The organism is Bradyrhizobium sp. AUGA SZCCT0431, assembly GCF_018131065.1.
Lineage (GTDB): Bacteria > Pseudomonadota > Alphaproteobacteria > Rhizobiales > Xanthobacteraceae > Bradyrhizobium.
Window position 1 is genome coordinate 229,066 of the sequence record NZ_JAFCLR010000002.1, and the last position, 14,031, is coordinate 243,096.

Genomic DNA, 14,031 nt, shown 5'->3' on the forward strand with positions numbered 1-14,031 from the left:
CACGCGCTAGATCGTCAGCACATGCACGAGGCAGATCGGCTTCTTGCCCCAATGTTCGTTCAGCACGGCGCGTACCGCACGGCGCACCGATTCCGCGGTGGCATCGGCATCGCGCCGCCGCGCCCGCGGCAGGCCTTCCACGGTCGATACCACCACATCGAACACGATGTCGTCGAGGGGCTCGCCGGCCGTATTCTTCTCGGGGATGCCGACCAGATCGACCTCGGGATCGTCGGCCAGCTCGCCCTTGTCGGTCATCGCGATCGCCACGAATGCACAGCCGGCAAATCCCATCCGCCGCCGCTCCACCACGGCGCGCGACTTGGAATCCTCCAGGATGGTGCCATCCTTGTAAATCCGGCCCGAAGGTAGTTGGTCGATGATGCCGGGGTCGCCGGGGCCGAGCTTGACCAGGTCGCCGTTGCGGCAAATCAACACTTTCGGGACGCCGGCCGTGCGCGCCAGCTTGGCGTGCTCCGACAGATGCAGCGCTTCGCCATGCACGGGGATCAGCAGCTGCGGACGCACCCAGGAGATCATGTCGCGCAGCTCGTCGCGGCGCGGATGGCCGGAGACATGGACCAGGTCGGTGCGGTCGGTGATGACCTCGATGCCCTGCGTGACCAGGCCGTTGATGATGCTGCCGACCGCCTTCTCGTTGCCGGGAATGGTGCGCGAGGAAAAGATCACGCAGTCGCCCTTGTTCAGGGTCACCTGCGGATGGTCGTCATTGGCAATGCGCGCCAGCGCCGCGCGCGGCTCGCCCTGGCTTCCCGTGCACAGCGCCAGCACCTTGTCCGGCGGAAAATGGCCGTAAAGATCGGCGCCGCGGAAACTCTGGACGCCGTCGAGATAACCGGTTTCACGCGCGACCTGCACCACCCGTTCCATGGCGCGGCCGACCACGACCACTTCACGGTCGGCGGCCTTGGCGGCATCCGCGACCGCCTTCAGGCGCGCGACGTTGGAGGCGAAGGTGGTGACGGCGACGCGGCCCTTGGCGGCCTTTACCAATTTCGTAATTGTCGCGGCGACCTCGGTTTCCGACGGCGAGCGCCCGTCCCGCACCGCATTGGTGGAATCGCCGACCAGCGCCAGCACGCCCTCGTCGCCCAGTTCGCGCAGGCGCCGCTCGTCGGTCGGCAGGCCGATGATGGGCGTCGGATCGATCTTCCAGTCGCCGGTGTGCAGCACGGTGCCGACCGAAGTGTGGATCGCCAGCGCGTGCGATTCCGGAATCGAATGCGCAACGGGGATGAATTCGACGTTGAACGGCCCGAGATGGACACGCCCTCCTGAAGGCACCACCGTGACCGGGATTTTCGGCGGATTGCGCTCGGCCGCCAGTTTGGCCTCGAACAGGGCCGCGCTGAACTTGGTCGCGTAGATCTTGCATTGCAGCTTCGGCCAGAGATCGATGATGGCCCCGAAATGATCCTCATGGGCGTGCGTCAGCACCAGCCCCATCAGGTTCTTGCGTTCCTTCTCCAGGAAGCGGATGTCGGGCATGATCAGGTCGATGCCCGGCAGATGCTCCTCGTCGCCAAAGGAGACGCCGAGATCGACCGCAAGCCAGGATCGTTCGTGGCGGTTGCCGAGGCCGTAGATCGACAGGTTCATGCCGATCTCGCCGACACCGCCGAGCGGCGCAAAGGTCAGTTCATCTGGTCTAGCCATCAGGCAGCTCCCGTGGAGGCCGCCGAGCCAAAATAAACCTCGCCCGCGGCGATCGGGAGGTGTTTGCCTTCTGCGGTCCGGACGATCAGGCAGCCGGTTTCATCTATCGTGTCGAACGTGCCTGCGATAGTCGCGGTTCCGGTCTGGATCGAGACCGGCTCGCCGAGACCGGCGGCGCGTTCCAGCCACAGCCTGCGGATTTCGGCAAAGCCGCGGCCATTGTCCCAGATGCCGCGGAACTCGACCCAGGCGTCCGACAGAGCAGTGAAGAGCTCTTCGGCGCCGACATGGACGCCGAGCGCGGCAAGCGAGGTCGCGGGCGTCGGCGTGCCCGTAGGCGCTGCGACCACGTTGGTGCCGATCCCAACCACCACGGCCAGACAGTTGCCGGCGACGGCTTCGGCCTCGAGCAGGATGCCGGCGAGTTTCTGCCGCTCGGCCAGCACGTCGTTCGGCCATTTCAGTTGGAATTTCAAAGGGTCAGCGCCCGCCCTTCGCATATTGGCTTCAAGGCTGAGCTGCTGCAGCGCGCTTTCGAGCGCGAGCCCGGCGGCAAAGCCGAGCGTCGCAGCGGTGGCGGGCGGCACGTCCATGACTTCCAGGATGCTGCTGGCGAGGTTGCCGCGCGGCGCGATCCAAGCGCGCTGGCGGCGGCCCTTTCCTGCCGACTGCTCAGTCGTGACAAACCACATCGGGCCCTGCTCGCCCTCGCGGGCGCGCGCGATGGCCTCGGTATTGGTCGAACCGACCTGGTCGAACGCGGCGAGACGATAGCCCGCCGATGTAGCCCGGGGACCGAGCGCGAGAGCCATTTAAAAGAGCGACTTCGCCGCGGCCGCGGCCACGCTGACCAGCAGCCCCGGATAGACGAAGAAGAAGATGGTGAAGATGCCCGTGACCGCCAGCACCGCACGCAATTCGGTGCGCATCGGATCGAGCTGGCCCGCCGGCTCGTCGAAATACATCACCTTGATGATGCTGAGATAGTAGAACGCGCCCACGACGCTGGCGAGCACACCGACCACGGCGAGCGTGAACAGGCCTGCCTTGATCGCGGCGACGAAGACGTACCATTTGGCGAAGAAGCCCGCGAGCGGCGGAATGCCGGCCAGCGAGAACAGCAGCATCGCAAAGACGAAGGCGAGCAGCGGATTGGTGCGTGACAGACCGGCAAAGTCGCTGATCTGCTCCATCGGCTGGCCGTTGCGCTTCATGGTCAGGATGACAGAGAAAGTGCCGAGCGTCATCGCGACATAGATCGCGATATAGACCAGCACGCCCTGCGCGCCCTCGACGGTGCCGGACGCGAGCCCGACCAGCGCAAAACCCATATGGCCGATCGAGGAATAGGCCATCAGGCGCTTGATGTTCTTCTGCCCGATGGCGGCGAACGAGCCCAGCACCATCGAGGCGATCGCCACGAACACGACGATCTGCTGCCATTGCGAGACGATGCCCGGGAATGCCGTCAGCGCCACGCGCGTAAACACCGCCAAAGCCGCGACCTTCGGCGCGGAAGCAAAGAACGCGGTTACCGGCGTCGGCGCGCCCTCGTAGACGTCGGGCGTCCACATGTGGAACGGCACGGCGGAGACCTTGAAGCAGAGGCCGGCGAGCAGGAACACCAGGCCGAACACGAGCCCGATATTGCCGGTTTTCGCAGCCGCCGCGATGCCGGCGAAGCTGACGGTGCCGGTAAAGCCGTAGATCAGCGACGCACCATAGAGCAGCATGCCCGAGGACAGCGCGCCCAGCACAAAATACTTCAGGCCGGCTTCGGTGGACTTGGCGTTGTCGCGGTTGCTGGCGGCGACCACGTAGAGCGCGAGGCTCATCAGTTCGAGCCCGAGATAAAGCATGATCAGGTCGCCGGCCGAGATCAGCACCATCATGCCGAGCGTCGAGAGCAGCACCAGGATCGAAAATTCAAAGGTCCGCCGCGACGGGTCGGAGAGGAATTCGGCCGACAGGATCAGGGTCGCGCCTGAGCCGATCAGCGCCAGAACTTTAAGGAAGCGCGCGAAATCGTCGACGATGAAGCTGCCGCCGAAGGTCGTGAGCTTGCCGGCCGGCAGCATCAGCTCCAGCGCGCCGGTCAGGATCAGCAGGCATACCGCAAGGCTTGTAACGAGCTTCGTCGTCCCCTCCCCGCCGCGATAGGCGCCGAGCATCAGCAGTGCCATGGCACCCGCGGCCAGCACCAGCTCCGGCAACACCGGCAGCAACTGATAACCTGCACTTTCGAAGCTCATGGAGGCGGCCTTACTGGATCAACGCGGCTGCCTTCACGGCAGTCACGGCGGTGTTGTAATTGTTGACGAGTTGCTGAACCGAGGCCGCCGACATGTCGAGCACCGGCTTCGGATAGACGCCGAACAGGATGGTGAGGAACACCAGCGGGAACAGCATCAGGCCTTCGCGGAACGTGAGGTCCTTGATGCTGGCGAGCGCCGGCTTGGTCAGCGTGCCGAACACCACCTTGCGATAGAGCCAGAGCGCATAGCCCGCCGAGAGGATCACGCCGAACGTGGCGAAGGTCGCGGTCGGGATCGAGACCTTGAAGGTGCCGACCAGCGTCATGAATTCGCCGACGAAGCCGCTAGTGCCGGGCAGCCCGACATTGGCCATGGTGAACACCATGAACACCAGCGCGTAGAGCGGCATCCGGTTCACGAGGCCGCCGTAAGCGGCGATCTCGCGGGTGTGCATGCGGTCGTAGACGATGCCGACGCAAAGGAACAGCGCGCCCGAGACGATGCCGTGCGAGACCATCTGGAACACGCCGCCGGCCACGCCCTGCGTGGTGCCGGCAAAAATGCCCATGGTGACGAAGCCCATATGCGCCACCGACGAATAGGCGATCAGCTTCTTGATGTCTTCCTGCATCAAGGCCACCAGCGAGGTGTAGATGATCGCGATCGCCGACAGCGAGAAGATGATCCAGGCGAAATCATGCGACGCCAGCGGGAACATCGGCAGCGAGAAGCGCAGGAAGCCGTAGCCGCCCATCTTCAACAGGATCGCAGCCAGGATCACCGAGCCCGCGGTCGGCGCCTCGACGTGGGCATCCGGCAACCAGGTGTGCACCGGCCACATCGGCATCTTCACCGCGAACGATGCAAAGAACGCCAGCCATGCCCAGGTCTGCAGGGAGCGCGGCACGGCGGTGTGCATCAGCGTCGGGATATCGGTGGTGCCGGCGTTCCAGTACAGCGCCATGATCGCCAGCAGCATCAAGACCGAGCCGAGCAGCGTGTAGAGGAAGAACTTGAAGGACGCGTAGACCCGGCGCGGGCCGCCCCAGACGCCGATGATCAGGAACATCGGGATCAGGCCGCCCTCGAAGAACAGGTAGAACAGCACGAGGTCGAGCGCCGAGAAGGTGCCGATCATCAGCGTTTCCAACAGCAGGAACGCCATCATGTATTCGCGCACCCGCATCGTCACCGATTTCCAGCTCGCGATGATGCAGAACGGCATCAAGGCGGTGGTCAGGATCACGAACGGCAGTGAAATGCCGTCGACACCCATGTGGTAGGTGATGCCGCTCGCCAGCCACGACGCCTTTTCAATGAACTGGAAGTCCGGATTGGTCGCATCGAAGCGCCAGACCAGGATCAGCGAGACCGCAAAGGTGACGAGCGTGGTCCACAGCGCGATCCAGCGCGAGTTGCTTCTCGCCGCCTCGTCGTCGCCGCGGCTGATGTAGATCACCAGCGCGCCGAACAGCGGCAGGAAAGTGACGACCGAGAGAATGGGCCAGGTTGTCATCACTGGCCTCCCAAGCCGAACATGAACCAGGTGATTAGTCCGGCGACCCCGATCAGCATCGCAAACGCGTAGTGATAGAGATAGCCGGTTTGGATCTTCACGACGTTACGGGTGACATCGAGCACCCTTGCGGAAATGCCGTCGGGGCCGAAGCCGTCGATGACATAGCCATCGCCCTTCTTCCACAGGAAGTGGCCGATCCACTTAGCCGGGCGAACGAAGATCAGGTCATACAGCTCGTCGAAATACCATTTGTTGAGCAGGAACTGGTAGAGCATCGGGTGCTGATTGGCGAGTTCGACCGGCAGATAGGGCCGGCGAATGTAGAAGACGTAGGAGATGTAGGCGCCCACCACCATCATCACGGTCGGCAGGTACGCGATCCACGCCGGGATGTGGTGCATCTCGTCGATGATGCCCGGATGCATCTTCAGGGACTCACGGAAGAACTCGGCCACGCCGTGGCCTGCGAACAATTCCTTGAACGGGAAGCCGGCCAGGATCGAGCCTGCGGCGAGGACGCCGATCGGGACCAGCATCCACAGCGGCGCCTCGTGGGCGGCTTCATAGTGCTCCTGGTCGTGCGGTTCGCCGTGGAAGGTCTTGAAGATCAGACGCCAGGAATAGAACGAGGTCAGGCCGGCTGCGACCACCGTCATCAGGAAGCCGTACATCGCGAACGGATTATGCGAGACGAACGCAGATTCGATGATCGCATCCTTGGAGAAATACCCGGCGGTGAGCGGGAATCCGGTCAATGCCAGCGTGCCGATCACCATCACGATATAGGTGAAGGGAATCCGATCCTTCAGCCCGCCCATGTTGCGGATGTCCTGCTCGTGATGCATCGCGTAGATCACCGAGCCGGAGCCCAGGAACAGCAGCGCCTTGAAGAAGGCGTGCGTGAACAGATGGAAGATGCCGACCGAGTAGGCCCCTGCCCCCATCGCCACGAACATGTAGCCGAGCTGCGAACAGGTCGAGTAAGCGACGATGCGCTTGATGTCGTTCTGCACCAGGCCGATCGTCGCCGCAAAGAAGGCAGTGGTGGCGCCGAAGAACATCACGACGGCCTGCGCATTCGGCGCCAGCTCGAACAGCGGCGACAGGCGCGCCACCATGAACACGCCGGCGGTGACCATGGTCGCGGCATGGATCAGCGCCGAGACCGGCGTCGGGCCTTCCATGGCGTCCGGCAACCAGGTGTGCAGCAGGAACTGGGCGGACTTGCCCATCGCGCCCATGAACAGCAGCAGGCAGGTCAGCGTCAACGCGTCGGCATGCCAGCCGAACACGTCGATGGTCTTGCCTGCGAGCCCCGGCGCGCCCGCGAAGATGGTCTCGAAATCGGTGGACTTGAGCAGCATGAACACGGCGAAGATGCCGAGCGCGAAACCGAAATCGCCGACGCGGTTGACCACGAAGGCCTTGATCGCCGCCGCATTGGCCGACGGCTTCTGGTACCAGAAGCCGATCAGGAGATAGCTGGCGAGGCCGACGCCTTCCCAGCCGAAGAACATCTGGACCAGATTGTCCGAGGTCACCAGCATCAGCATCGCGAAGGTGAACAGCGACAGATAGGCAAAGAAGCGCGGCCGGTGCGGATCCTCGTCCATGTAGCCGATGGAATAGAGGTGAACGAGCGCGGAAACGGTGTTGACCACGACCAGCATGACCGCGGTCAGCGTGTCGACCCGCAGCGACCAAGCGACCTGCAGATCCCCTGAATTGATCCAGGGGAACAGGGCAATGCGGGCGTCATGGTGCATGAAGCCGACGTCAACCAGCGTGACCCAGGACAGACCAGCCGAAACCATCAGCAGGCCGGTCGTGATCAGTTCCGCCGCGCGCGAACCTGCGGCCGCCGGTTCGGACACGTGGTGGTCGTCATGGCCGTGGTCATCGTGGCCATGGTCGTCATGGGCGGCAGTCGCATGGGCATGCGCGCCATGCCCATGGCCGTCATCATGATGCTCGACCTCATCCCCGCTCGGATTGCGGGCATGCGCGCCGAAAATGGCGATCAGGCCGGCCAGAATGGCGCCCAGCAGCGGCAGAAAGACGATTGCCTGAACCATTACCGCATCCCTTTGCGCATGATCTCGGAACAAACGAAGTCGTTTGTTCGGGAAAACCGGCTTCCACTTTTCCGGATCATGCGCCGTCAGCCCTTCATCAAATTAACGTCTTCAACCGCGATCGAACCGCGGTTGCGGAAGTACACCACCAGCACCGCAAGGCCGATCGCGGCCTCGGCTGCGGCGACCGTCAGCACCAGCAGCGCAAACACCTGGCCGACGATGTCGCCGAGGAAGGTCGAGAACGCCACCAGGTTGATGTTGACCGCGAGCAGGATCAGCTCGATCGACATCAGGATGACGATGATGTTCTTGCGGTTGAGGAAGATGCCGAGGATCCCGAGCGTGAACAGGATGGCGCCGACCGAGAGGTAATGTCCGAGCCCGATCGTCATTTCACCCACTCCGCCGCGTCCGCGTCCTGCAGGCCCTGGCCCGTGGCCACCTTGCGCACGCTCATCGCGAGCTCCGGTGTCCGCGCGTTCTGCACGTTGATGTCCTGCCGCTTGACGCTGACCTTGTGGCGCAGCGTCAGCACGATGGCGCCGATCATGGCGACCAGCAGCACCATGCCGGCGAGCTGGAAGTAATGGATGTACTTCGTATAGAGCACGAGGCCGAGCGCCTCGGTGTTGCTGATATTGGCCGGGATTGCCGCCGTGATGTTCTTGGTCACGGACGGATTGATCGCCCAGCCGCCGACGACAAGCAGAAGCTCGAACACGAAGATGCCGCCGATCACGAGCCCGATCGGCAAATATTGCATGAAGCCCTCGCGGAGCTCGACGAAATCGACGTCGAGCATCATGATCACGAACAGGAACAGCACCGCGACCGCGCCGACATAGACCACGATCAGCATCATGCCGAGGAATTCGGCGCCCATCAGGATGAACAGGCCCGAGGCGTTGACGAAGGCCAGGATCAGATACAGCACGGAGTGCACGGGATTGCGCGAGACAATCACCATCACCGCCGACGCCACGCAGATGCCGGCAAACAGATAAAAGAACAGCGCGGTAAGGATCATACCCTCACCTCACCGGTACGGCGCGTCGAGTTCGATCGATTTTGCAATCTCACGCTCCCAACGGTCGCCATTGGCGAGCAATTTCGCCTTGTCATAATACAGTTCCTCGCGGGTCTCGGTCGCGAATTCGAAATTCGGTCCCTCGACGATGGCATCGACCGGGCAGGCTTCCTGGCACAGGCCGCAATAGATGCATTTCACCATGTCGATGTCGTAGCGCACGGTGCGGCGGGTGCCGTCGTTGCGGCGCGGCCCGGCCTCGATGGTGATGGCCTGCGCCGGGCAGATCGCCTCGCACAGCTTGCAGGCGATGCAGCGCTCTTCGCCGTTCGGATAGCGGCGCAGCGCATGCTCGCCGCGGAAGCGCGGCGAGATCGGGCCCTTCTCGAACGGATAGTTCAGCGTCGGCTTCGGCTTGAAGAAGTAGCGCATGGCGAGGAAGAACGCCGATACGAACTCGGTCAGGAGAAGCGAGCGGGCTGTTGCGTTGATATTGATACTCATAGCGACCTCATTTCGGCGCGAGCCCCGCGAATTGCAGGACCCCGGCGACGATCACCACCATCGCCAGCGACAGCGGCAGGAACACCTTCCAGCCGAGCCGCATCAGTTGATCGTAGCGGTAGCGCGGCACGATCGCCTTCGCCATCGCGAACATGAAGAACATGAAGAACACTTTCAGCGCGAACCAGATGATCCCGGGCACCCAGGTGAACGGTGCGTAGGGAACCGGTGGCAGCCAGCCGCCCAGGAACAGGATCGTCGCCAAAGCGCACATCGTGGTGATCGCGACGTATTCGCCGAGCATGAACAGCAGATACGGTGTCGAGCCGTATTCGGTCATGAAGCCTGCGACCAGTTCGGATTCCGCCTCAACCAGATCGAACGGCGGCCGGTTGGTTTCGGCCAGCGCCGAGACGTAGAAGATCACGAACATCGGAAACAGCGGCAGCCAGTACCAGCCGAGCAGCCCGAATCTGGTGTTCTGGGCCTGCACCACGTCGGTCAGGTTCAGCGAGCCCACGCACAAGAGCACCGTGATGATCACGAATCCGATTGAGACTTCGTACGACACCATCTGCGCCGCCGAACGCAGCGCGGCGAGGAACGGGTATTTCGAGTTCGACGACCAGCCGGCCATGATGATGCCGTAGATCGACAGCGACGAGATCGCAAAGATGTAAAGCACGCCAACATTGATGTTGGCGATCACCCAGCCGAAATCCATCGGGATCACGGCCCAGGCCGCCAGCGCCAGCACGCAACTGACCAGCGGCGCGAGCAGGAACACGCCCTTGTTGGAGCCGGAGGGAATAACCGGCTCCTTCAGCACGAATTTGAGCAGATCGGCGAAGGATTGCAGCAGGCCCCAGGGGCCGACGACGTTGGGACCGCGGCGGATCTGCACCGCCGCCCAGATCTTGCGGTCGGCAAGCAGGATGTAGGCGATCGCGATCAGCAGCACGACCAGCAGCAGCAGGCTCTGCGCGACCATGATGATCAGCGGCCAGAGGAAACCGGTCCAGAACGAGCTTGCGAAGAATTCAGCCATCAGGTCACGCTCACTCCGCTGCCGTCAGCATTTGCCCGGACGCCAGCCGGGAACACTCCGCCATCACCGCCGACGCGCGCGCGATCGGGTTGGTGAGGTAGAAATCCTCGACGGACGTCTTGAACGGCGTCTTGTCGACGCTGCCGCCCTTGCCGGCCAGCGCCTTCACCTCTTCCGGCTTACCGGGCTCGATCTGGTCGATCCGGATCAGATACGGCACGGCCTTGAAGAGCTCCTGCCGCAACGCCTGAAGCGAGTCATAGGGCAGCTTCTTGCCCAGCACGTCCGACAGCGCACGGACGATCGCCCAGTCCTCGCGCGCCTCGCCCGGCGGGAACGCGGCGCGGTTGGCAATCTGCGCCCTGCCCTCGGTGTTGACGTAGATGCCGGATTTTTCGGTATAGGCCGCGCCCGGCAAAATGACGTCAGCGCGATGCGCGCCGCGATCGCCATGGGTGCCGATATAGACCACGAAGGTTCCGTCCGGCACCTTGACGTCATCGGCGCCGAGCAGGAATAGCACATCGAGCGTGCCGAAGGTCGTCATTTGCGCGAGATTCAGGCTGCCCTTGCCGGCCGCAAAGCCGATGTCGAGCGCGCCCGCGCGCGACGCCGTATCCTGCAGCACGCCAAAACCGTTCCAGCCGTCCTTGAGTGCGCCGACGTCAACCGCGAGTTTGGCAGCGAGCGCCAGCACCGCCGCGCCGTCATGGCGCGCCAGTGATCCGGCGCCGACCAGCACGATCGGGTTCTTGGCGCCCTTGAGCACCTCGGCGAAGGAATGCTTGCCGGCCGCGAGATCGCCGAGCGAATCCGTGCCGGCGCCGAGATAATCGTAATCATAGGTCAGGTCGGCCTTGGCGCCGATCACGCCGACCTTGAGCCTGCCCGTGCGCCAGCGCTTGCGGATGCGGGCGTTGAGGACGGCGGCTTCCTTGCGCGGGTTCGATCCCACGATCAGCAGCGCGTCGGCCTGCTCGATCCCGGCAATGGTCGGGTTGAAGATATAGGACGCGCGGCCGGCCCTGGGATCGAAGGCGTCGCCGCCCTGCACCGCGAGATTGCTTGAGCCGCACTCAGCCAGCAGCTCCTTCACCGCGAACATTTCTTCGACCGCGGCAAGGTCGCCCGCGATCGCGCCGATCCGCTTGCCGTCGATGCGGCCGGCCTTGGCGGCAATCGCCGCGAACGCCTCCGACCACGACGCAGCGCGGAGCTGGCCGTTCTGGCGGATATAGGGCCGGTCGAGCCGCTGCGTCCGCAGGCCGTCGACGATGTGACGGGTCTTGTCGGAAATCCATTCCTCGTTCACGGCCTCGTTGATGCGCGGCAGGATCCGCATCACCTCGCGGCCGCGGGTATCGACCCGGATCGCCGAGCCGACGCCGTCCATCACGTCGACCGACTGGGTCTTGCCGAGTTCCCAGGGCCGCGCCGCAAAGGCATACGGCTTCGAGGTCAGTGCGCCGACCGGGCAGATGTCGACGAGATTGCCCTGCAGTTCCGAAGTCAGCGCCGATTCCAGGTAGGTCGTGATTTCCATGTCCTCGCCGCGGCCGGTCGCGCCCATTTCCGGCGCGCCGCAGACCTCGGCGGAGAAACGGACGCAGCGCGTGCACTGGATGCAGCGGTTCATCGAGGTCTTGACCAGCGCGCCCAGATATTTGTCTTCAACCGCGCGCTTGTTCTCGGCAAAGCGCGAGGTATCGACGCCGTAGCCCATCGCCTGATCCTGCAGGTCGCACTCGCCGCCCTGATCGCAGATCGGGCAATCCAGCGGATGGTTGATCAGCAGGAATTCCATCACGCCTTCGCGCGCCTTCTTCACCATCGGCGAACGCGTCGAGATTTCCGGCGGCTCGCCCTTGGGACCGGGACGGCAATCGCGCACGCCCCAGGCGCAGCTCGCGACCGGCTTCGGGCCGCCCTTCACCTCGACGAGGCACATCCGGCAATTGCCGGCGATCGACAGCCGCTCGTGGTAGCAGAAGCGCGGAATTTCGGCGCCCGCGGCCTCACACGCCTGCAGCAGCGTGTACTCCGGGGGGACATCGATCTCTTTGCCATCGACGATGAGTTTGGTCATTGCGCTCTCAAGTCTTTCCGAGCTTGCAGTCGGGTGGTGTCACGCTGGCGGTCTTCAGCGACGCCTTGATCCATTGCTGGGTCTCGGCGCCATAGGTGGCGAGATAGGCCGGCTGCACCGCGTTCTTATCGCACAGGAACGGCAGATGCGGTTTCAGGTCGTAATCGCAGGAAGCCAGCCACTCGCGCTTTCCCGCGAACGCGCCGAGCGCTTCCTCGCAGGCGTAGAGGAAGTACGTGACAAAACTCTCGTACTGGACCTGCTCGTCGCGGCCGCCGGCCTTGATCTTCTCGTAGTCCGGCTGCGCGAATTTCGGATTCTTGAACGCCAGATCGGTGTAGCCCAGAAACGCCTGCCGCGCGCTGGTAGCGCGGTTGCCGGTCCGGATCTCGTTGATCTGGAGCAGGATCGCAACAAAGCCGAGCAGCGCCACGGTCGCCTGCGCCATCTGCGCCAGCGTTCCGTATCTCTGCCACCAGAAGCTCGGTTGCGACATCGTCATCACTCCGCCGCGACCATGTTAACGGGGTCGCGCACGCCGATATCGTCGATATCGGCCTTGTGCGAATACTGATCGATACGCTCTTCGATCTCGTGACGGAAATGCGCGATCAGGCCCTGGATCGGCCACGCCGCGGCATCGCCGAGCGCGCAGATGGTGTGGCCTTCGACCTGCTTTGTCACCTCCAGCAGCATGTCGATTTCGCGCTTGTGGGCGCGGCCGTCGGCCATGCGGGTCAGCACCCGCCACATCCACCCGGTGCCTTCGCGGCACGGCGTGCACTGGCCGCAGCTCTCATGCTTGTAGAAATAGGAAATCCGCGCGATCGCCCGGATCAAATCGGTCGACTTGTCCATCACGATAACGGCCGCGGTGCCGAGGCCGGAGCGCAGCTTGCCGAGGCTGTCGAAATCCATCGGCGTATCGATGATCTGTTCGGCCGGCACCATGCGCACCGACGAGCCGCCGGGGATCACCGCCTTGAGATTGTCCCAGCCGCCGCGAATGCCGCCGCAATGGCGCTCGATCAGCTCGCGGAACGGAATCCCCATCGCCTCTTCGACGTTGCAGGGCCGCTCGACATGGCCGGAAACACAAAACAGTTTTGTGCCGACATTGTTGGGCCGGCCGATCGCGGCGAACCATGCCGCGCCACGGCGCAGGATGTCGGGTGCGACCGCAATCGACTCGACGTTGTTGACGGTGGTCGGGCAGCCATAGAGACCGACATTGGCCGGGAATGGCGGCTTCAGCCGCGGCTGGCCTTTCTTGCCTTCGAGGCTTTCCAGCAGCGCGGTCTCTTCGCCGCAGATATAGGCGCCGGCGCCGTGCGCGACGTAGATGTCGAACGGCCAGCCATTGAGGTTGTCCTTGCCGACCAGCTTGGCGTCATAGGCCTGGTCGATCGCGGCCTGCAGATGTTCGCGCTCCCGGATGAATTCGCCGCGGACATAGATGTAGCAGGCATGCGCGTTCATCGCGAAGCTCGCGAGCAAACAGCCCTCGACCAGAAGATGCGGATCGTGCCGCATGATCTCGCGGTCCTTGCAGGTGCCGGGCTCGGACTCGTCGGCATTGACGACGAGATAGCTCGGCCGGCCGTCGGTGGACTCCTTGGGCATGAACGACCATTTCAGTCCGGTCGGAAAACCCGCGCCGCCGCGCCCGCGCAGGCCGGAGGCCTTCATCTCGTTGATGATCCAGTCGCGGCCCTTGTCGATGATCGATTTGGTGCCGTCCCAGGCGCCGCGGCGGCGTGCACCCTCAAGGCCCCAATCGTGCAGGCCGTAGAGATTCTTGAAGATGCGATCCTTGTCGTCGAGCATGACCAGAACT

The 14,031-nt window shown here is 63.6% G+C and carries 12 protein-coding genes; all 12 read right to left on the reverse strand.

What is annotated here, in order from left to right; all coding sequences use genetic code 11:
* Positions 1 to 6 precede the first annotated feature (6 nt).
* The gene (locus JQ567_RS02825; RefSeq protein ID WP_192733441.1) at positions 7 to 1,677 is read right to left on the reverse strand and encodes a ribonuclease J; all 1,671 of its coding nucleotides are present in this window, start codon (positions 1,675 to 1,677) and stop codon (positions 7 to 9) included.
* Entirely contained in the window at positions 1,677 to 2,489 is an 813-nt protein-coding gene (locus JQ567_RS02830; RefSeq protein WP_212437379.1) for a biotin--[acetyl-CoA-carboxylase] ligase, read from the reverse strand. The genes JQ567_RS02825 and JQ567_RS02830 overlap by 1 nt, the downstream gene beginning before the upstream one ends.
* Complete coding sequence (gene nuoN / locus JQ567_RS02835) at positions 2,490 to 3,929, reverse strand: NADH-quinone oxidoreductase subunit NuoN (RefSeq protein WP_212437380.1); 1,440 nt, start codon at positions 3,927 to 3,929, stop codon at positions 2,490 to 2,492. It abuts the gene before it with no gap.
* 10 nt (positions 3,930 to 3,939) lie between these two features.
* Positions 3,940 to 5,448 carry an NADH-quinone oxidoreductase subunit M gene (locus JQ567_RS02840; RefSeq protein WP_212437381.1) on the reverse strand — a complete coding sequence of 503 codons (1,509 nt, stop codon included), beginning with the start codon at positions 5,446 to 5,448 and terminating at the stop codon, positions 3,940 to 3,942.
* Positions 5,448 to 7,526 (reverse strand): NADH-quinone oxidoreductase subunit L, encoded by a 2,079-nt coding sequence (gene nuoL, locus JQ567_RS02845; protein ID WP_212437382.1) that lies wholly within the window; start codon positions 7,524 to 7,526, stop codon positions 5,448 to 5,450. The genes JQ567_RS02840 and nuoL overlap by 1 nt, the downstream gene beginning before the upstream one ends.
* 86 nt (positions 7,527 to 7,612) lie before the next feature.
* Positions 7,613 to 7,921 (reverse strand): NADH-quinone oxidoreductase subunit NuoK, encoded by a 309-nt coding sequence (gene nuoK, locus JQ567_RS02850; RefSeq protein ID WP_029584477.1) that lies wholly within the window; start codon positions 7,919 to 7,921, stop codon positions 7,613 to 7,615.
* Complete coding sequence (locus JQ567_RS02855; RefSeq protein WP_212437383.1) at positions 7,918 to 8,556, reverse strand: NADH-quinone oxidoreductase subunit J; 639 nt, start codon at positions 8,554 to 8,556, stop codon at positions 7,918 to 7,920. The genes nuoK and JQ567_RS02855 overlap by 4 nt, the downstream gene beginning before the upstream one ends.
* A 9-nt stretch (positions 8,557 to 8,565) precedes the next feature.
* Entirely contained in the window at positions 8,566 to 9,054 is a 489-nt protein-coding gene (nuoI, locus tag JQ567_RS02860) for an NADH-quinone oxidoreductase subunit NuoI (protein ID WP_212263767.1), read from the reverse strand.
* Between the two features lie 13 nt (positions 9,055 to 9,067).
* Positions 9,068 to 10,108 carry an NADH-quinone oxidoreductase subunit NuoH gene (nuoH, locus tag JQ567_RS02865; protein ID WP_192733448.1) on the reverse strand — a complete coding sequence of 347 codons (1,041 nt, stop codon included), beginning with the start codon at positions 10,106 to 10,108 and terminating at the stop codon, positions 9,068 to 9,070.
* A 10-nt stretch (positions 10,109 to 10,118) separates the two neighbouring features.
* Complete coding sequence (nuoG, locus tag JQ567_RS02870; RefSeq protein WP_212437384.1) at positions 10,119 to 12,194, reverse strand: NADH-quinone oxidoreductase subunit NuoG; 2,076 nt, start codon at positions 12,192 to 12,194, stop codon at positions 10,119 to 10,121.
* A 7-nt stretch (positions 12,195 to 12,201) separates the two neighbouring features.
* A complete protein-coding gene (locus tag JQ567_RS02875) occupies positions 12,202 to 12,690 on the reverse strand; it encodes a hypothetical protein (RefSeq protein WP_212437385.1) in 489 nt (162 codons plus the stop codon).
* A gap of 5 nt (positions 12,691 to 12,695) precedes the next feature.
* Entirely contained in the window at positions 12,696 to 14,021 is a 1,326-nt protein-coding gene (gene nuoF, locus JQ567_RS02880) for an NADH-quinone oxidoreductase subunit NuoF (protein WP_212001216.1), read from the reverse strand.
* Positions 14,022 to 14,031: the final 10 nt, after the last annotated feature.